Annotated in this window: 20 protein-coding genes; 15 read left to right on the top strand and 5 right to left on the bottom strand. The window is 72.7% G+C overall.

Annotation, left to right across the window (positions count from 1 at the left end):
* Positions 1 to 38: 38 nt before the first annotated feature.
* On the bottom strand, positions 39 to 455 hold the full coding sequence (locus tag ACFVHV_RS21500) for a DUF1844 domain-containing protein (protein ID WP_380352725.1): 417 nt from the start codon (positions 453 to 455) through the stop codon (positions 39 to 41).
* A gap of 475 nt (positions 456 to 930) precedes the next feature.
* On the opposite strand from ACFVHV_RS21500, the gene infC reads away from it, so the two are divergent.
* The 11 genes from infC to ACFVHV_RS21445 all read left to right on the top strand — a co-directional run bounded on the left by infC (position 931) and on the right by ACFVHV_RS21445 (position 12,029).
* Positions 931 to 1,692, top strand: coding sequence for a translation initiation factor IF-3 (gene infC / locus ACFVHV_RS21495; RefSeq protein ID WP_359906017.1), 762 nt, complete (start codon positions 931 to 933; stop codon positions 1,690 to 1,692).
* Between the two features lie 142 nt (positions 1,693 to 1,834).
* On the top strand, positions 1,835 to 2,029 hold the full coding sequence (gene rpmI / locus ACFVHV_RS21490) for a 50S ribosomal protein L35 (protein WP_030055648.1): 195 nt from the start codon (positions 1,835 to 1,837) through the stop codon (positions 2,027 to 2,029).
* 109 nt (positions 2,030 to 2,138) lie between these two features.
* Positions 2,139 to 2,534: a 50S ribosomal protein L20 gene (gene rplT, locus ACFVHV_RS21485; protein ID WP_030055649.1), complete on the top strand. Its 396-nt coding sequence runs from the start codon at positions 2,139 to 2,141 to the stop codon at positions 2,532 to 2,534.
* 98 nt (positions 2,535 to 2,632) lie between these two features.
* On the top strand, positions 2,633 to 3,499 hold the full coding sequence (locus ACFVHV_RS21480; RefSeq protein ID WP_380352723.1) for a TrmH family RNA methyltransferase: 867 nt from the start codon (positions 2,633 to 2,635) through the stop codon (positions 3,497 to 3,499).
* A gap of 115 nt (positions 3,500 to 3,614) precedes the next feature.
* On the top strand, positions 3,615 to 4,718 hold the full coding sequence (locus ACFVHV_RS21475; RefSeq protein ID WP_359905924.1) for an ATP-binding protein: 1,104 nt from the start codon (positions 3,615 to 3,617) through the stop codon (positions 4,716 to 4,718).
* Between the two features lie 270 nt (positions 4,719 to 4,988).
* Positions 4,989 to 6,110, top strand: a complete 1,122-nt coding sequence (pheS, locus tag ACFVHV_RS21470; RefSeq protein WP_188299334.1) for a phenylalanine--tRNA ligase subunit alpha — start codon at positions 4,989 to 4,991, stop codon at positions 6,108 to 6,110.
* Positions 6,110 to 8,611 (top strand): phenylalanine--tRNA ligase subunit beta, encoded by a 2,502-nt coding sequence (gene pheT, locus ACFVHV_RS21465; protein WP_359905927.1) that lies wholly within the window; start codon positions 6,110 to 6,112, stop codon positions 8,609 to 8,611. The genes pheS and pheT overlap by 1 nt, the downstream gene beginning before the upstream one ends.
* A 126-nt stretch (positions 8,612 to 8,737) precedes the next feature.
* Positions 8,738 to 9,178, top strand: a complete 441-nt coding sequence (locus ACFVHV_RS21460) for a GntR family transcriptional regulator (protein WP_359905930.1) — start codon at positions 8,738 to 8,740, stop codon at positions 9,176 to 9,178.
* On the top strand, positions 9,178 to 10,104 hold the full coding sequence (locus tag ACFVHV_RS21455) for an ABC transporter ATP-binding protein (RefSeq protein ID WP_359905933.1): 927 nt from the start codon (positions 9,178 to 9,180) through the stop codon (positions 10,102 to 10,104). Before ACFVHV_RS21460 ends, ACFVHV_RS21455 begins: the two co-directional genes overlap by 1 nt.
* Positions 10,101 to 11,066, top strand: a complete 966-nt coding sequence (locus ACFVHV_RS21450) for a hypothetical protein (protein WP_359905936.1) — start codon at positions 10,101 to 10,103, stop codon at positions 11,064 to 11,066. Before ACFVHV_RS21455 ends, ACFVHV_RS21450 begins: the two co-directional genes overlap by 4 nt.
* Before the next feature lie 120 nt (positions 11,067 to 11,186).
* The gene (locus tag ACFVHV_RS21445; RefSeq protein WP_359905939.1) at positions 11,187 to 12,029 is read left to right on the top strand and encodes a chitosanase; all 843 of its coding nucleotides are present in this window, start codon (positions 11,187 to 11,189) and stop codon (positions 12,027 to 12,029) included.
* Positions 12,030 to 12,102: 73 nt separating this feature from the next.
* On the opposite strand, the gene ACFVHV_RS21440 is transcribed toward ACFVHV_RS21445, so the two are convergent.
* The gene (locus ACFVHV_RS21440) at positions 12,103 to 12,972 is read right to left on the bottom strand and encodes a 3-hydroxybutyryl-CoA dehydrogenase (RefSeq protein WP_359905942.1); all 870 of its coding nucleotides are present in this window, start codon (positions 12,970 to 12,972) and stop codon (positions 12,103 to 12,105) included.
* Positions 12,973 to 13,278: 306 nt separating this feature from the next.
* On the opposite strand from ACFVHV_RS21440, the gene ACFVHV_RS21435 reads away from it, so the two are divergent.
* Complete coding sequence (locus ACFVHV_RS21435; protein WP_380352720.1) at positions 13,279 to 14,097, top strand: SDR family NAD(P)-dependent oxidoreductase; 819 nt, start codon at positions 13,279 to 13,281, stop codon at positions 14,095 to 14,097.
* A 9-nt stretch (positions 14,098 to 14,106) separates the two neighbouring features.
* Here the strand turns inward: ACFVHV_RS21435 and ACFVHV_RS21430 are convergent, their stop codons facing one another.
* Positions 14,107 to 15,021 (bottom strand): polysaccharide deacetylase family protein, encoded by a 915-nt coding sequence (locus tag ACFVHV_RS21430; protein WP_359905947.1) that lies wholly within the window; start codon positions 15,019 to 15,021, stop codon positions 14,107 to 14,109.
* Between the two features lie 212 nt (positions 15,022 to 15,233).
* Here ACFVHV_RS21430 and ACFVHV_RS21425 point away from each other — a divergent pair, with 212 nt between their 5' ends.
* The 3 genes from ACFVHV_RS21425 (at position 15,234) to ACFVHV_RS21415 (ending at position 17,338) form a co-directional block, all read left to right on the top strand.
* Positions 15,234 to 16,118, top strand: coding sequence for an SAM-dependent methyltransferase (locus tag ACFVHV_RS21425; protein ID WP_359905950.1), 885 nt, complete (start codon positions 15,234 to 15,236; stop codon positions 16,116 to 16,118).
* A gap of 113 nt (positions 16,119 to 16,231) precedes the next feature.
* The gene (locus ACFVHV_RS21420; RefSeq protein WP_380352718.1) at positions 16,232 to 16,786 is read left to right on the top strand and encodes an HD domain-containing protein; all 555 of its coding nucleotides are present in this window, start codon (positions 16,232 to 16,234) and stop codon (positions 16,784 to 16,786) included.
* A 45-nt stretch (positions 16,787 to 16,831) separates the two neighbouring features.
* Positions 16,832 to 17,338 carry an FBP domain-containing protein gene (locus ACFVHV_RS21415; protein WP_359905956.1) on the top strand — a complete coding sequence of 169 codons (507 nt, stop codon included), beginning with the start codon at positions 16,832 to 16,834 and terminating at the stop codon, positions 17,336 to 17,338.
* 96 nt (positions 17,339 to 17,434) lie between these two features.
* Here the strand turns inward: ACFVHV_RS21415 and ACFVHV_RS21410 are convergent, their stop codons facing one another.
* Positions 17,435 to 17,809, bottom strand: coding sequence for a S4 domain-containing protein (locus tag ACFVHV_RS21410; RefSeq protein WP_359905959.1), 375 nt, complete (start codon positions 17,807 to 17,809; stop codon positions 17,435 to 17,437).
* Positions 17,810 to 17,839: 30 nt separating this feature from the next.
* Complete coding sequence (locus ACFVHV_RS21405; protein ID WP_359905961.1) at positions 17,840 to 18,250, bottom strand: VOC family protein; 411 nt, start codon at positions 18,248 to 18,250, stop codon at positions 17,840 to 17,842.
* Positions 18,251 to 18,333: the final 83 nt, after the last annotated feature.

The following is an 18,333-nucleotide window of genomic DNA, read 5'->3' as shown; positions in this document are numbered from 1 at the left end:
GGTCCGGCACGCGCGTGCCGGACCTCCCGCGAGCGGTCTCAGGAGTAGACCGGCCCGGTGAACTTCTCGCCCGGGCCCGCGCCCGGGGCGTCCGGGACGATCGAGGCCTCGCGGAAGGCGAGCTGGAGCGAGCGCAGCCCGTCGCGCAGCGGCGCGGCGTGGAAGTTGCTGATCTCCGGGGCGCCGGCGGTGACCAGCCCGGCCAGTGCGGTGATCAGCTTGCGGGCCTCGTCCAGGTCCTTGTCCTTGTCGCCGCCCTCGGCGAGACCGCACTTGACGGCGGCGGCGCTCATCAGGTGCACCGCGACGGTGGTGATCACCTCGACGGCCGGGACCTCGGCGATGTCGCGGGTGAGGTCGTCGAAGCCGATCGCGTCGTCGTCCGCGCCGGGGTTCTGGGTGGGCTCGCTGCTCAAGGTGGGCTCGTTCCATCGTGTCGGTCTGTCCGTACCCATGGAGCGTACAAGGGCCCCTTCGGTACCAGGACGCGGCCGTATCCGCGCCGGGAGGCGGCCGTTCCCCGCGCCGGGAGGAGGCCGCGCGGAGGGGCGGAATAGCGTTCGCCCCCCCGACGCTGTAAGCTTCGAGACTGACCGGCCGGGATCCCGTATGGGCACTCGGCCAGCAAGTGGAGGCTCCACTGAGGAGGCCCGAGAGGGCAACCGCGAAAGTCTCCCACCTGGTCGGCCTCAGGGTCGACGGGTCCCGGTCCGCGACGGGCGCCACTGGCGCCGAGTCGCCGCAGCGCCCCTCACCGGGCGTCGCCCCCGGTTGTGTGGAGCCCCGCTTGTACCGAGCGGGGCTTTTTTCGTGTGGCGGTGTACGTACCGGACAGCGCAGCACGAATGAAGCCCCGCCCAGTGGTCGAGTCCACTACGTGCGACCGCCGTCCGACGGCCGCATCGCAGAAGGTGCAACCGAGGAGGCCCCATCAGCACCGAGCCCCGCATCAACGACCGGATTCGCGTCCCCGAGGTGCGACTCGTCGGTCCCAGCGGCGAGCAGGTCGGCATCGTGCCGCTTGCCAAGGCGCTGGAGCTCGCGCAGGAGTACGACCTCGACCTGGTCGAGGTCGCGGCGACCGCCCGGCCGCCGGTGTGCAAGCTCATGGACTACGGCAAGTTCAAGTACGAGTCGGCCATGAAGGCCCGTGAGGCGCGCAAGAACCAGGCGCACACGGTCATCAAGGAGATGAAGCTCCGGCCGAAGATCGACCCGCACGACTATGACACCAAGAAGGGTCACGTCGTCCGGTTCCTCAAGCAGGGCGACAAGGTCAAGATCACGATCATGTTCCGCGGTCGTGAGCAGTCCCGCCCCGAGCTGGGCTTCCGTCTGCTTCAGCGGCTCGCCGACGACGTCCAGGACCTGGGCTTCGTGGAGTCCTCGCCCAAGCAGGACGGCCGTAACATGATCATGGTCCTTGGCCCGCACAAGAAGAAGACCGAGGCGATGGCCGAGGCCCGCGCCCTCGCGGACGCCCGCAAGGCCGAGCGTCAGGGCCGCACCGCCGGCTCCGACGCCGCTGCGGACATCGAGGACGAGGACGTCGTGACCGAGGTCGAGGACGTCGAGGACGTCGTGACCGAGGACGAGGACGTCACGACCGAGGCGCAGGACGCCCCGGCCGAGGCGCCGGCCGTCGAGGCCGACGCTCCGGTCGAGCAGCCGGCCGCCTCCCAGGGCGCCTGAGCCCTCACCGGCCAGGAGGCCCGGGAGACCGGCCCCCAGGGTGACGGGGCGGCCCGCCCGGTCACCGCAGATCCATCCAGTTCACGCCCGCGCGGCGCACGTCGCGCGGGCGCGGACGGGACTGACGAGGAGATACGGCGAAATGCCGAAGCAGAAGACGCACAGTGGCGCCAGCAAGCGCTTCAAGATCAGTGGCTCTGGCAAGGTGCTGCGCGAGCGCGCCGGCCGCCGCCACCTCCTGGAGCACAAGCCCTCGACGCTGACCCGCAAGCTGGCCGGGACCGTCGAGCTGGCCCCCGCTGACGCCAAGAAGATCAAGAAGCTTCTCGGCAAGTGATCGCCCTCCCGCCCGGCGCGAGCCGCGAGCGGGGCAGCTGATCCTTCCCGACCCATTCGAATGACGGACCACGTGAAGTAGTCCGTGGTCCAACCCAAGGAGTAATCAAGTGGCACGCGTCAAGCGGGCAGTCAACGCCCACAAGAAGCGCCGGGTCATCCTGGAGCGCGCCAGCGGCTACCGTGGCCAGCGTTCGCGCCTGTACCGCAAGGCCAAGGAGCAGGTCACCCACTCGCTGGTCTACAACTTCAACGACCGCAAGAAGCGCAAGGGCGACTTCCGTCAGCTGTGGATCCAGCGCATCAACGCTGCGGCCCGTGCCAACGGCATCACCTACAACCGCTTCGTGCAGGGCCTGAAGGCCGCCAGCGTCGAGATCGACCGCAAGATGCTGGCCGACCTGGCCGTCAACGACCCGGGTGCGTTCGCCTCCCTGGTCGAGGTCGCCCAGAAGGCGCTGCCGGCCGACGTGAACGCCCCGAAGGCCGCCGCCGACGCCGCCTGATCTTCCGAGATCGGTTGAGCTCTGACCGGACCCGCAGGCTCGCCTGCGGGTCCGGTCCTGCTTTTCCCCCTCCTTCAGCGCCTCCGGAGAACGAGACCATGCCGAGCACCGACACCCCCCTGCTGACCTCCCTGCACTCGCCGCGCGTCGTGGCCGCCCGCCGGCTGGCCAAGCGCAACCAGCGCACCAAGGAGCGCCGCTTCCTGGCCGAGGGCCCGCAGGCCGTCCGGGAGGCCATCGCCTTCGGCAGGCTGCCGGGCAGCGGCGAGCACGCCGTGGTCGAGGTCTACGCGACCCCGGAGGCCGCCGAGCGGCACGCCGGCATCGTCGAGGCCGCCCTGGTCGAGGGACTGCCGGTGCTGACCGCCACCGACGAGGTGATCGCCGAGATCTGCGACACGGTGACGCCGCAGGGCATCGTGGCGCTCTGCCGCTTCATCGACACCCCGTTCGCCGAGGTGCTCAAGGCCCGTCCGAAGCTGGTCGCGATCCTCGCCCACGTGCGCGACCCCGGGAACGCCGGCACGGTGCTGCGCACCGCCGACGCGGCCGGGGCGGACGCCGTGGTGCTCACCGACGCCTCCGTGGACCTCTACAACCCGAAGGCCGTCCGGGCCTCCGTGGGCAGCCTGTTCCACCTGCCGGTGGCGGTCGGGGTGCCGGTCGAGGAGGCCGTCGGCAGGCTGCGCGAGGCCGGCGTCCGGGTGCTCGCCGCGGACGGCGCGGGGGAGCGCGACCTGGACCAGGAGCTCGACGAGGGCACCCTGGGGGCGCCCGGCGCATGGGTGTTCGGCAACGAGGCCTGGGGGCTTCCGGAGGAGACCCGCGCGCTCACCGACGAGGTCGTGCGCGTCCCGATCCACGGCCACGCCGAGAGCCTCAACCTGGCCACCGCGGCGGCGGTCTGCCTGTACGCCTCCGCGCGCGCCCAGCGCTCGCCCGGCGGCTGCCGCTCGAACGCCTGACGCACCCGGGGGCGCGTCAGGATCCACGCGGCAAGCCCTACTGCACGGGCCTGGGAGGCGCTAGGGTCTGCCTCGGTGGGGGGAACGGCACGGTGGGTAATCGGGGAGGCAACCCATGGTCGGCAGCGGACCCGAGCTCGACCCGGACGACCTGCCGGACGGCCTGGTGGTCGCCGACGCGCTGGGCCGGGTGGTCTGCTTCAACCGGGCCGCGGCCCGGCTCACCGGCGTGCTCCCGCAGGCCGCGCTCGGCAGCGGACTGGAGGACGTCCTCCCGCTGGAGGACCTGGACGGCCGCCGCTGGTGGCCGCTGACCGACCCGTACGGCGGTCTGGCCACCCGCACCCGCCAGCCGGAGCGCAACCTGCTGCTGCCCGGGGGGCGCGAGGTGCTGGTCTCCGCCCGGTACGTGCGCAGCGCGCCGGGCGGGCCGCTGGAGCGCCTGGTGATCGCCCTGCGCGGCACCGAGGCCCGGCGCCGCACCGAGCGCAGCCACGCCGAGCTGATCGCCACCGTGGCGCACGAGCTGCGCTCCCCGCTGACCAGCGTCAAGGGCTTCACGGCGACGCTGCTGGCCAAGTGGGAGCGGTTCACCGACGGGCAGAAGCGGCTGATGCTGGAGACCGTGGACGCGGACGCCGACCGGGTCACCCGGCTGATCGCCGAGCTGCTGGACATCTCCCGGATCGACTCCGGCCGGCTGGAGCTGCGCAAGCAGGTGGTCGACCTGGCCGCGGCGGTGCGCCGGCACGTCGAGCGCAAGGTCGCCACCGGCATCCCCGAGGACCGCTTCGACATCCGGATCGGCGAACCGCTGACCGTCCTGTGGGCCGACCCGGACAAGGTCGACCAGGTGCTGGCCAACCTGCTGGAAAACGCGGTGCGGCACGGCGAGGGAACTGTCACCATCGAGGTGGCACCGGCCAAGGAGGTCGTCGAGGCGCCCGTCTGGGAGCGCAGCGGCACCCCGCCCCGCATCGTGGAAGGCACAGCGGTCACCGTGAGCGACGAAGGCAGCGGCATCCCCGAGGAATCGATGCCCCGCGTCTTCACCCGCTTCTGGCGCGGCTCCAAGCGCGGCGGCACGGGCCTGGGACTCTACATCGTCAAGGGCATCGTGGAGGCCCACGGCGGCTCGATCCGCGTCGACCGCGCGCCCGGCGGCGGCGCCCGGTTCCGATTCATCCTGCCCGCCGGGGTGCCCGACTTCATGCTCTGAAAGAGCATGAACGACGAGCACGGCATGCTCTGAAAGAGCATGAACGACGAGCACGGCATGCTCTGAAAGAGCATGAACGACGAGCACGGCATGCTCTGACAGAGCATGCGCGGCAGGCGCACCGCATGCTCGGAGTTCCCGAGCAGGTCGGACGTCGTCTCCCCGGACGGGCTTCGCGGCAGCGGTGATACCCGCTGCGACTACACTCGACCTTTGGCGTTGGCCCAAAGACCTTGAGCACGGACGAGCAGGAGCACGGGAAAGATAGAGATGTCGGCACCCAACAAGTCGTACGACCCGGTCGAGGTCGAGGCCCTCAAGCCCGAGGTGGTGGAGCAGGCGCGGGACGAGGCGATCGCCGCGTTCGCCGCCGCCGGCTCCCTGGACGAACTGAAGCAGGCCAAGGTCGCCCACACCGGCGACCGCTCCGCGCTCTCGCTCGCCAATCGCGAGATCGGCGCTCTGCCCCCGCACGCGAAGGCGGCGGCCGGAAAGCTGATCGGCCAGGCCCGCGGGGCGGTCAACCAGGCCCTCGCCAAGCGGCAGGCCGAGCTGGAGGCGGAGCGCGACGCCCGCGTGCTGGTCGAGGAGGCGGTGGACGTCACGCTGCCGTACGACCGCGCCCCGCGCGGCGCCCGGCACCCGCTGACCACCATGGCCGAGCGCATCGAGGACACCTTCGTCGCGATGGGCTACCAGGTCGCGGAGGGCCCCGAGGTCGAGGCCGAGTGGCTCAACTTCGACGCCCTCAACCTGGGCCCGGACCACCCGGCCCGCTCGATGCAGGACACCTTCTTCGTCCAGGCCCCGGACGGCTCCGCCGACTCCGGCGTGGTGCTGCGCACCCAGACCTCCCCGGTCCAGGCCCGCACCATGCTCGACCGCGAGCCCCCGGTCTACGTGGTCTGCCCGGGCCGGGTCTACCGGACCGACGAGCTGGACGCCACCCACACCCCGGTCTTCCGGCAGGTCGAGGGCCTCGCGGTGGACGAGGGCATCACCTTCGCCGACCTCAAGGGCACCATCGAGGTGCTGGTCGAGAAGCTGATCGGTGGCGGCCTGGAGCTGCGCTGGCGCCCGTCCTACTTCCCGTTCACCGAGCCGAGCGCGGAGATCGACCTCCAGTGCTTCGTGTGCCGGGGTGCGAGCGTCGGCAACCCGGACCGGCCGTGCCGGACCTGTTCCTCCGAGGGCTGGATCGAGCTCGGCGGCTGCGGCGTGGTCAACCCGCGGGTGCTGGTCGCCTGCGGCGTCGACCCCAACCGCTACAGCGGCTTCGCCTTCGGCCTGGGCCTGGAGCGGATCCTGATGAATCGTCACAACGTCGCCGACATGCGCGACATGGTCGAGGGTGACGTCCGCTTCACCCTCCCGTTCGGGATGGAGATCTGATGCGCGTCCCGCTTTCCTGGCTGCGCGAGTACGTCGACCTGCCGGCCGGCGAGACCGGCCGTGACGTCGCGGAGCGCCTGGTCCGGGCCGGCCTGGAGGTCGAGACCGTCGAGCAGATCGGCACGGACCTCAAGGGTCCGCTGGTGGTCGGCGAGGTGCTCTCCATCGAGGAGCTGTCCGGCTTCAAGAAGCCGATCCGGCACTGCTTCGTGAACGTCGGCGACGCCAACGGCACCGGCGAGCCGCAGGAGATCGTCTGCGGTGCGACCAACTTCGCCGTCGGCGACAAGGTCGTGGTCGTGCTCCCGGGCGCCGTGCTGCCCGGCCCGTTCCCGATCGCGGCCCGCAAGACCTACGGCCACACCTCGGCCGGCATGATCTGCTCCGCCCGCGAGCTGGGCATGGGCGACGACCACGACGGCATCATCGTGCTCCCGCCGGAGTTCGAGCCCGGCACCGACGCCATCGAGCTGCTCCAGCTCGTCGACGAGGTGCTCGACATCGCCGTCACCCCGGACCGCGGCTACTGCCTGTCCATGCGCGGCGTGGCCCGTGAGGCCGCCGCCGCGTACGGGCTGCCGCTGGCCGACCCGGCGCTGCTCGACGTGCCGCCGGCGAACTCCTTCGGCTACCTGGTGAAGGTCAACGACCAGGCCGGCTGCGACCGCTTCGTGGCCCGTACGGTCGTCGGCGTCGACCCGAACGCCAAGTCCCCGATCTGGCTGCAGCGCCGGCTCCAGAAGTCGGGCATCCGCCCGATCTCGCTGACCGTCGACATCACCAACTACGTGATGCTGGAGGTCGGCCAGCCGCTGCACGCCTACGACAAGCAGCGCGTGTCGGGCCCGATCACGGTCCGCCGGGCGGAGCAGGGCGAGAGCCTCACCACCCTCGACGGGGTCGAGCGCAAGCTCTCCGCCGAGGACCTGCTGATCTGCGACAACAGCGGCCCGATCGGCCTGGCCGGTGTGATGGGCGGCGCTTCCACCGAGATCCTCGACCCGGCCGCGGGGCCGGGCACCACCGAGGTGATCATCGAGGCGGCGCACTTCGACGCGGTCGCCATCGCCCGCAGCGCCAAGCGGCACAAGCTGCCCTCCGAGGCGTCCAAGCGCTTCGAGCGCGGCGTCGACCCGGAGGCCGCCCGTGCAGCCGCGCAGCGCGCCGTCGACCTGCTGGTCCTGATCGCCGGCGGCACCGCCGAGGCCGGGGTCACCGACATCGCGGCCCCGCACCCGGTGCGCACCATCACCATCGCCGCCGACCTGCCCGACCGGGTGGCCGGCACCGGGTACGGCCGCGAGACCGTCACCCGGCGCCTGCAGGAGATCGGCTGCTCGGTCTCCGGCGCCGACGTCCTGGAGGTCACCCCGCCGACCTGGCGCCCGGACCTCACCGACCCGTACGACCTCGCGGAGGAGGTCATCCGGCTGGAGGGCTACGACAACGTCCCCGCCCGGATGCCCGACGTTCCCCCGGGCAAGGGCCTGACCGAGGCCCAGCGGGTGCACCGCCGGATCGGCGTCGCGCTGGCCGGGGCCGGCTACGTCGAGGTCAACAACTACCCGTTCCTCGGCGAGACCGCCTTCGAGGCGCTCGGCCTGGAGGCGGACGACCGGCGCCGCCGCACGGTGAAGCTGGTCAACCCGCTGAACGACGAGGAGCCGGCGCTGCGCACCACGCTGCTGCCGGGCCTGCTCGGCGCGCTGCGCCGCAACGTCGGCCGGGGCAACACCGACCTGGCGATCTTCGAGACCGGCACCGTCTTCCTGCCCAAGGACGAGCTGAGCGTGGCCCCGCGTCCGGCGGTCGACCACCGGCCCAGCGACGAGGAGCTGGCCGCGCTGGACGCCGCGCTGCCGGACCAGCCGCGCCGGATCGCCGTCGCCCTCGCGGGCGAGCGGCTGCCGTCGGGCTGGTGGGGCAAGGGTGCCCAGGCCTCCTGGGCGGACGCCGTCGAGGCGGCCCGCACGGTGGCCCGGGCGGCCGGCATCGAGCTGACCGTCCGGCAGGGCCAGCTGGCCCCGTGGCACCCGGGCCGTTGCGCCGAGCTGCTGGTGGCCGGCACCGACCGGGTGGTCGGCCACGCCGGTGAGCTGCACCCGCGGGTGGTCAAGGCGCTCGGGCTGCCGGCCCGCACCGCCGCGATGGAGATCGACATCGACCTGCTCACCGCCGACGGTGCCGAGCGGGTCGGCGGTCCGACCGTCTCCGGTTTCCCGGTGGCGACCCAGGACGTCGCGCTGATCGTCGACACCGCTGTCCCGGCCGCCGAGGTCGAGGCCGCGCTGCGCTCCGGCGCGGGCGAACTGCTGGAGGCCATCCGGCTGTTCGACGTGTTCACCGGTGAGCAGGTCGGCGAGGGCAAGAAGTCGCTGGCGTACGCGCTGCGCTTCCGCGCGACCGACCGCACCCTGACCGCCGACGAGGCGACCGCCGCCCGCGAGGCGGCCGTCGCCGAGGCCGTCGCCCGCACCGGCGCGGTGCTGCGCGGCGTCTGACGCGGTCGTAGTACCCAGGAGGGCCCCGCCCCGGACCACGAGTCCGGGGCGGGGCCCTTTCCGTTTCCTCGGGTTGACACTTCCCCGGGTTGACGGTGCGTCGGTTCATCGTTTATCTCTTTACCTATGGAAGTAGATAAAGACGATGCCGACCAGCCCTCCCCGATCGAGTTCCGCCTGGACCCGGCCTCCGGCGTCCCGACCTACCTGCAGCTCGTGCAGCAGGTCGAACAGGCGCTGCGGATGGGCTGGTTGACCGAGGGGGACCGGCTGCCCCGGGTGCGCGAGGTGGTGGCCGGGCTGGCGATCAACCCGAACACCGTGCTCAAGGCGTACCGCGAACTGGAGCACCGCGGCCTCGCGGCCGGCCGCCGGGGCCAGGGCACCTTCGTGCGGGGCCTGCCCGCCGGGGTGGTGCCGCTGCGCGAGCGGGCCGCGCTGCGCCGCGGGCTGCTGGACTGGATGCGCTCGGCGCGGACCGCCGGGCTGGACGAGGAGGGGATGGCCGCGGTGTTCGAGGACGCGCTGCGCGACCTGCGCGAGGACCGGGACGGGGTGGTGGCCTGATGGCCGTGGACACGGTGATCGACTGCGCCGGGCTCGGCAAGCGCTACCGGCGCTCCTGGGCGCTGCGGGACTGCCGGCTCGCCGTCCCCGCCGGGCACGTGGTGGCCCTGGTCGGCCCCAACGGCGCCGGCAAGACCACGCTGCTCAGCCTGGCCGCCGGACTGACCCTGCCGAGCGAGGGCGCGCTGACCGTCCTCGGCGACCAGCTGCCCGGCTCCCCGCGCGCGTTGGACCGGATCGGCTTCGTCGCCCAGAACGCCGCGCTCTACCCCGGCGTGCCCGTGCGCGACCTGCTGGCGATGGGCCGTCACCTCAACCGCCGCTGGGACGACGCCCGGGCCCGTACCCACCTGGACGGCCTGGGCATCCCGCTGGACCGCAAGTACGGCCGCCTCTCCGGCGGTCAGCAGGCCCAGGTCTCGCTCGCGCTGGCACTCGCCAAGCGCCCCGAACTCCTGCTGCTGGACGAGCCCCTGGCCGCTCTCGACCCGCTCGCGCGGCACGACTTCATGGCCGTGCTGCTGACCGCGGTGGCCGAGGACGGGATGTCGGTGGTGTTCTCCTCGCACGCCGTCAACGAACTGGAGCAGAGCTGCGACTACCTGGTGGTGCTCGGCGCCGGCCGGGTCCAGGTCGCGGGGGAGGTGGACGACCTGCTGGCCGGCCACCGGATGCTCACCGGCCCGACCGCCGAGGCCGACCGGGTGGCCGGGCAGCTGCCGGTGGTCCGCGACCGCCGGGCCGGCGCCCAGTCCCACCTGCTGGTCCGCACCGGCGGCGTGGACGCCCCGGTCTCCGGCTCCTGGCACCAACAGCGCGTCGGGCTGACGGAGTTGGTGCTCGCCTACCTGCGCGAGCCGGCCGCCTCCGCCCTCCCCGGCCCGCGCGGGGCCGTCCACCCGAACGAGAAGGTGCTGCTGCCGTGAGCTCCCTGTCCCTCGCCCCGCCCCGCTCCGCCGTCCTGCGGGCGGCCGGGCTGCGGCACCGGCCCGCGCTGCTGACCCTGCTGACGGTGATGGCCGCGATCTCCCTCGCGCTGCTGGTCCACGGCTGGTACCTGCACGACGGCCTGGCCCGCACCGGCGCGGCCTCCTGCGACCCGGCCACCGACGCCTGCATGGCCATGTACAAGCAGTTCCTGCACGAGTACGGCGACGGTCTGCTGGCGCTCGACTCCGTGTTCTACGTCCTCGGCGGGGCCTTCGGGGCCTTCCTCGGGGGCCCGCTGCTGGCACGGGAGTTCGAGTACGGCACGGTGCGTTTCGCCTGGACCCAGGGCGCCGGGCGGACCCGCTGGACGGTGGGCGGCCTGGTCATGGGCGGTGCGGTGCTGGCCGTCGTGGCGGTGCTGTTCGGACTGCTGCTGCGCTGGTGGAGCGGGCCGCTGACGCTCCGGGTCGGGGGGTTCAGCCCGGAGGTCTTCGTGCAGACTCCGCCGGTGCTGGTCGGACGGGTGCTGGTGGCCTTCGGGGTCGCGGTGCTGGCCGGTGCGGTGCTCCGCCGTACGGTGGTCGCGGTGGGGGCCGGCCTGCTGGCCTCGGTGGCGCTGCCGTTCCTCGCCCACTCCGTGCGCGCGCACTACCTGCCTCCGCTGGAGGACGCGGTGCACTCCATGAAGCCCATGGCGCTGGACGACCGCTGGGTGCTGAACGTCTGGTTCTCCGACCCGGCCGGGAAGCGGATCTCGACCGGCGCCTTCTACGACATCGGCGGGGACTTCGCCCACCTCCAGGAGCTGGTGCGCGACGGCGGCTACACCGCGCACGAGGTGTACCAGCCGGCGAGCAGGTTCTGGCCGTTCCAGTTCATCGAGTTCGGCTGGACGCTCCTGCTCGCGGTGGCGCTGTGCGCGGCGGCGGTCTGGTGGGTGCGGCGCCGGGCGTTCTGAGCCCCGGCCGCAAGATCTCTTGAAGAGGTTCCGTCAAAACCCTTGCGGGAGTGCGGCGTCAGGGCTTTTCCTTTTTCTCGTTAGGAAAGTTTCCTAACCCACGAGGAATCGGAGCGTCCCATGCGCCCTCAGCCCCGTCGTGCCCTCCGCATCGCCCTCGCCGCCGCCCTGGTGGCCGCGCCGCTGACCGTCGCGGCCACCTCGGCGGCCCAGGCCGCCCCGTCGCCGGCCGCCGCCGTCCAGTTCAAGGGGGTCGGGCTGGACGACCCGCACAAGAAGGACATCGCCATGCAGCTGGTGTCCAGCGCGGAGAACTCGTCGCTGGACTGGAAGGCCCAGTACAAGTACATCGAGGACATCAAGGACGGCCGCGGCTACACCGCCGGCATCATCGGCTTCTGCTCCGGCACCGGTGACATGCTGGACCTGGTCCAGCACTACACCGACCTCAAGCCCGGCAACATCCTGGCCAAGTACCTGCCGGCCCTGAAGAAGGTCAACGGCAGCGAATCGCACGCCGGCCTCGGCTCCGCCTTCGAGAAGGACTGGGCCACCGCCGCCAAGGACACCGTCTTCCAGCAGGCCCAGAACGACGAGCGCGACCGGGTGTACTTCAACCCCGCCGTCAACCAGGCGAAGAGCGACGGCCTGCGCGCGCTCGGCCAGTTCGCCTACTACGACGCCATCGTCATGCACGGCCCGGGCAACAGCTCGGACAGCTTCGGCGGCATCCGCGCCGCCGCCATGAAGAAGGCCAGGACGCCCGCCCAGGGCGGCGACGAGGCCACCTACCTCAAGGCCTTCCTGGACGCCCGCAAGGTGGTCATGAAGAAGGAGGAGGCGCACTCGGACACCAGCCGGGTCGACACCGAGCAGCTGGTCTTCCTCAACGCCAAGAACTTCGACCTCAACCCGCCGCTGAAGTGGAAGGTCTACGGCGACAGCTACGCCATCAACAGCTGACGCCCCGACAGGCGAAAGGGCCCGGCGGCCGTGAACCGGCCGCCGGGCCCCGCCGTCCGTCCCGCCGCGGGTGTCAGGCGCTCGCGGTGTAGTCGTAGAAGCCCCGGCCGGACTTGCGGCCCAGCAGGCCGGCGTCGACCATCCGGGAGAGCAGCGGGGGAGCGGCGTACAGCGGCTCCTTGTACTCGTCGTACATCGACTCGGCGATCGAGACGATGGTGTCCAGGCCGATCAGGTCGCACAGCCGCAGCGGGCCCATCGGGTGGGCGCAGCCGGCCTCCATGCCCTTGTCGATGTCCGAGGCGGTGGCCACGCCCGTCTCGAACATCCGCACCGCGGACAGCAGGTACGGCACCAGCAGCGCGTTGACCACGAAGCCGGCCCGGTCACGGGCGCGGATCGGCTCCTTGCCGAGCACCTGGGAGGCGAAGGCCTCGACCCGCTCGGTGGTGGTCGCCGAGGTGGTCAGGGTCGGGATGACCTCGACCAGCTTCTGCACCGGCGCCGGGTTGAAGAAGTGCAGGCCGATCACCTGCTCCGGGCGGCTGGTGGCGGCGGCCAGCTTCACGATCGGGATCGAGGAGGTGTTGGAGGCGAGGATCGCGTCGCGGCGCTCGACCACCCGGTCCAGGGTCTCGAAGATCCGGACCTTGATGTCCTCGCGCTCGGCGACGGCCTCGACCACCAGGTCGCGGTCGGCGAAGTCGGACAGCTCGACGGTGAAGGACAGCCGGGCCAGCGCCTCGTCCCGCTCCTCGGGCGTCAGCTTGCCCCGCTTGACGGCCGTCTCCAGGGAGTTGGTCAGCCGGGTGCGGCCGAACTCCAGCGCCTCACCGCTGGCCTCCGACACCAGGACGTCCAGCCCGGCCCGGGCGAAGACCTCGGCGATTCCCGACCCCATCAGGCCGCAGCCGATCACTCCGACGCGCGCGATGTCACTCACTCAGTTGCCCTTCGACGGTGCTGGGGGTCGCCCAGCCAGCGGGTGGCCCAGCGAGCTGCTGGACAACGGGCCGGTGTGCCGGAATGGGTGCACCGGTCACCGCCCCGACGACGTTACTACTCCGTACCGGCCAGTAGGTCACCCCCTCCCCGGCAGGGTGCCACGGCCGGGAGTCCCCCGAACGAGTGAGGCGGCGACCCCGGACCCGTGTGCCCGGGCCCGGCTCCGCCCGGCGCCCGACAGAATGCCGCAGACGGGGGCCGGGGGCGGAAGAGGACAGGGCCGGGCACGCGAAGGGAGTACGGGGTGTCGACGGGATCGCTCGCAGGACAGGTCGCCCTGATCACCGGGGCCGGCCGGGGCATCGGCCGGGAACTCGCCATCGGCCTGGCCGCCGAGGGGATGTCCGTCGGCCTGGTCGGCCGGACCCACGAGACACTGACCGACACCCTCAAGGAGTGCGTCAGGCGCGGCGCCCGGGGCGTCGCCGTGACCGCCGACGTCACCCGCCCCGGCTCGGTGCGCGAGGCGGTCCGGCTGGTCGAGCGCGACCTCGGGCCGATCGACCTGCTGGTCAACAACGCCGGCCTGGTCGACCGCGCCGAGGTGCCGCTCTGGGAGACCGACGCCAACCAGTGGTGGCAGGTGATCGAGACCAACCTGCGCGGCCCCTACAACCTGCTGCGCTGCGTGCTCCCCGGCATGGTCGCCCGCCGGCGCGGCCGGGTGATCAACCTCAATTCCGGCTTCGCGCTGCGCCCGGACGGCGACTACACCGCGTACGCCACCTCCAAGGGCGCGCTGCTCCAGCTCTCCGACAACATGGCGGACTCGCTGGCCCGCAACGGCGTCGTCGTCCTCGACATCAGCCCGGGCGCGGTGGCCACCGACATGACCGCCGGGATGCCGATGTTCAAGGGCACCACGGACTGGGGCTCCATCCCGTACATGGTCGCGGTCACCGTGGACGCGGCCCGCGGCCGCTTCGACGGGCTGCACGGGCGCTTCATCCACGCCGGCCGGGACGACCTGGAGGAACTGGTCAACCGGGCCGACGCGATCCGCGCCGCGGACGCCCGCACGCTGCGGCTGCGCCCGTACAAGGACGACGACCCGATGCTCTGACCAGGGCGTTCAGGCGCAGAGCTGGCTGGCGGTCACCGGCTTGAGCCCCGCCTTGGCCAGGCCGTCCAGGATGCCGGGCAGCGCGTCCACCGTGCACTGGTGCCCCATGTGCAGCGCCACCACCGAGCCGCCGCGCACCGAGTTCAGCACCCGGCGCTGCAGCTCGGCGGCCGAGGGGTCGTTGTAGTCGCGCGGGTCGACGTCGAAGGACAGCACGTGCTCGTACCCGACCGCCCTGGCCTGCTCGCGCACCATCGGGGTGGCGTACTGCGCGGCGGAGGGGCGGAACCAGCGGCCGATCGAGCCGGTGAGCCGCTGCAGGCGCTCGGCGCACTGGGCGATCTCGGCGCGAGCCTGGTCGGGCGCCATGGCCGAGATGTTGAGGTGGTTCTGGGTGTGGTTGCCCAGCTCGTGGCCGCCGTCCAGGATCCGCCGGGCCATCTGCGGCTGCTGGTCGAGCCAGCTGCCGACGACCATCACGGTCACCTTGGCGCCGCGCTGCTCGGCGGCCTCCAGCAGGGCGGTGGCCAGCTTCGGGTCGCCGCTGCCGTGGAAGGTGAGCGCCACGTTCCTCCCGGTGCGCGGCCCGTACGCGACCTCGGCCGGGGTGCCGGGCGCGAGCGGCGGCAGCACGGGCGGGGCCGGCGGGGCGGAGGGCTGGGCGGCGGCCGCGGCGGCGGTCGGCCCACCGTCGGGCCCGGGCTCCGCCGGGGCGGTGGGCGCGGGGGAGGCAGGGCCCTCCGCGCCGTTCCAGGCCGGGTCGGTGGTGTGCTGCGGGTCCACGGTCCCGGGGTGCGCGGCGAGTGCCCCCGGGTCGGCCCGGCGGAGCGTTCCGGTGCCGCACGCGGCGAGCAGGCCGCCGGTGGCGGCGAGGGCGGCGATCCGGGCGGTGGCGCGCAGTACGGTGCGGCGGTCGGCAGTCATCGGCAGCCAGCATAGAGAGGACGGCTCCGGCGGGCGATCCGACCCGACCGTGCCGGCACCGGCTTTGACGTGCACACACTCTGTGACCGGGTGTTGCGTAAACCTGAACTCCCGCTGTTTCCGCGGTGTGTCCTTGGATACGATCACCGCGCACCGTGAGTTGACCGGCGGTGGCCAAACTCTTCCGGCATTGCGCATTGGGGGCGGACAGGATGTACGAGGACGGCGCGGCGACCGGCCGGAGCACGGACACCGAGTGGGACTGGGCCAGAGCCGAGGACTGGCAGCCCCCGAGCGAGCTGGACACCGGCGTCCCGCACACCGCCCGGATGTACGACTACTACCTCGGCGGCAAGGACAACTTCGAGGCCGACCGCAAGGCCGCCCAGGCCGCGATCTCCGCCTACCCCGCGCTGCCGCTGCTGGCCCGCACCAACCGGCAGTTCCTCGGCCGCGCCGTGGAGTTCGTCGCGAGCCGGGGCGTGCGCCAGTTCGTCGACATCGGCACCGGCATCCCGGCGGTCGGCTCCACCAACGAGGTCGCCCAGCGGGTCGCCCCGGACGCCCGGGTGGTGTACGTGGACAACGACCCGATCGTCGCCACCCACGCCCGCGCCCTGCTGGCCGGCCACCCCGCCGGGCACACCTCGGTGATCGAGGCCGACCTGCGCGACCCGGCCGCGATCCTCGGCCACCCCGCGCTGGCCGGCGCCGTCGACCTCTCCCGGCCGGTCGCGCTGATGCTGGTCGCCGTGCTGCACTTCATCCGCGACGAGGAGGGTGCGCAGCAGATCGTCCGCACCCTGCGCGACGCGCTCGCCCCGGGCAGCGCGCTGATCCTCTCCCACGGCAGCCCCGACTTCGCCTCCCGCGAGAGCGCCTCCGAGGGCACCCGCATCTACCGCAGCGCCAGCGCCCCGCTCGTGCTGCGCCCGCGGTCCGGCGTCGAACCCTTCTTCGGCGACTTCGAGTTCGCCGGCCCCGGGCTCGTCCAGCTCCCGCTCTGGCGCCCCGTCCCGGGCCACGTGCCCACCTCCGAACTCCCCGAGGGCTGGCAGGACGTCTCGGCGTACGCCGGTGTCGCCTTCAAGAAGTAGCCCCGAGCATCCCTCGGGCTCCGGTCCCGGTGCCCCCTCCTGCGCCGGGACCGGACCGTCGAAGCCTATGGACCGCCACTGACAGTCCCTCACCGCCGCGGGTACCCTGCGGCGTGACCACCACCGACCTGCCCCCGCTGCCCCCCGGCGTCGCCGAACTGCTGCGGGCCGTCGACGCCCCGCCCCGCCTGGTCGCCCACCTCGCCCTGGTGCACGAAGTGGCCGGGGAGATCGTCGGCTTCTGCGCCCGCGCGGGCCTGGCCTTCGACCACGAGGCCGTCCTGTACGGCGCCGCCACCCACGACATCGGCAAGACCGTCCACCCCGAGGAGCTCTCCGCCCCCGGCTCCCTGCACGAGCCCGCCGGGTACGCCCTGCTGCTCGCCCGCGGCGTCCCCGAGCACCTCGCCCGCTTCGCCCGCGGCCACGCGAGCTGGGACGGTCCCGGCGTCACCGTCGAGTCACTGCTGGTCAGCCTGGCCGACAAGGCCTGGAAGAACAAGCGGGTCCCGGACCTGGAGGACCTGGTGGTCGAGCGCCTCGCCACCGCCGGCGGGCAGGAACGCTGGGAGGCCTTCCTCGCCCTGGACGACCTGCTCGCCCGGATCGGCGAGGACGCCCCGCGGCGGCTCGCCGTCCAGGCCGCCCACCCGGTGCGGACCGGGTGAAAATCGGCGCGACACGACGGGCGGGCCGGTGTTAGCTTCCGCGACATGGAACCCCTGAGCGAGAACGAGATCCGCGCGTCCTTCGTCAACTGCTCCAAGGGCGAGGCCCGCCGGCTCAACCTGCCCCGGGGCCTGGCGGAGCTGCCCTGGGAGCACCTGGACTTCCTCGGCTGGCGGGACCAGGGCGCGCCCGACCGGGCGTACCTGGTGGCGCCGTACCAGGGCGAGACGGTCGGCCTGACGCTGCGCTCGCCGGTGATCCGGCGCAGCCTGACCAAGACCAACGTGTGCTCGCTGTGCATCACCGCGCACGCCGGGTCCGGGGTCGCGCTGCTCGCCGCCCGCCGGGCCGGGGCGGCCGGGCGCGAGGGCAACACGGTCGGCACCTACATCTGCGCCGACCTCGCCTGCTCCCTCTACGTGCGCGGGCTGAAGAAGTCCACCCTGGTCACCCGGCCCGACGAGTCGCTGCCGCTGGAGCTGCAGATCGACCGGACGGTGGGCAACCTCGGCGGCTTCCTCGCCAAGGTGCTCGCCACCGCTGCCGTGTAACGGTTCCGGGCCTGTCCGTGCCCGGGCCTGTCCCTGCCCGTACCTCTCCGTGCCCGGGCCTGTCCGTGCCCGGGCACGGTTCGGCGCCCGCGCGGCTCAGGTCCGGCGCAGCTGGTCCAGCTCGCGGCGCTCCCGCTTGGTCGGCCGCCCGGCCCCCCGGTCCCGCGTCCCGGCCGCCGCGACGAACTCGCGCGGCGGCCGCGGCGGGCTGTTGTCGACCAGGCACTGCGCCGCGACCTCGGCGCCGACCCGCTTGCGGATCAGCTTCTGCACCACCACGACCCGTTCGTGGCCCTCCTCACGGACCCGCACCTCGTCCCCGGGCTTCAGCGCCTGGGCCGGCTTGGCCCGCTCGCCGTTCACCTTGACGTGTCCGGCCCGGCAGGCCGCCGCCGCCAGCGCCCGCGTCTTGACCAGCCGGACCGACCAGATCCAGCTGTCCACCCGCACGCTTCCCTCGTGTTCAGCCATCCCCGGAGCCTATCCAAGGCCGGCCGCCGGTCAGCCCCGGGCGCCGCGCGGCGCCTCCTGGACCGCCCAGCCGTTCCCGTCCGGGTCGTTGAAGAACACGAAGTTGTTCCACGCCTCGCCGTGCCCGTTCGCCCGGCCCCCCGCCACGAAGTGCTGGACCGGGCTGACCGCCACGCCCCGCGCCGCCAGTTCGGCGTGCGCCTTCTCGATGTCCGGCACCACCAGCTGGAGCCCCTTGACCGATCCGGGCGGAGAGTCGATCACCCCCTTGCCCACCACGATGGAGCAGGGCGAGCCGGGGGGCGTCAGCTGGACCACCCGGATCCCGTCCCGCAGCAGGGTGTCGTGGTCGACGGTGAACCCGGCCTGCTCCTCGTAGAAGAGCTTCGAGCGGTCCACGTCCGACACCGGGACCACCACGACTTCGAGTTTCCACTCCATCGCCCTCACCCCTCTCGGTCGGGCTCTTCCAGTATCCGTCCGTAATCGCTCCCGGGGGCCGTCGGATAGCCTGAGAACACGAT

The organism is Kitasatospora sp. NPDC127116 (genome assembly GCF_042677365.1).
GTDB lineage: Bacteria > Actinomycetota > Actinomycetes > Streptomycetales > Streptomycetaceae > Kitasatospora > Kitasatospora lactacystinica.
This window is presented reverse-complemented; position numbering and strand designations above follow the sequence as displayed.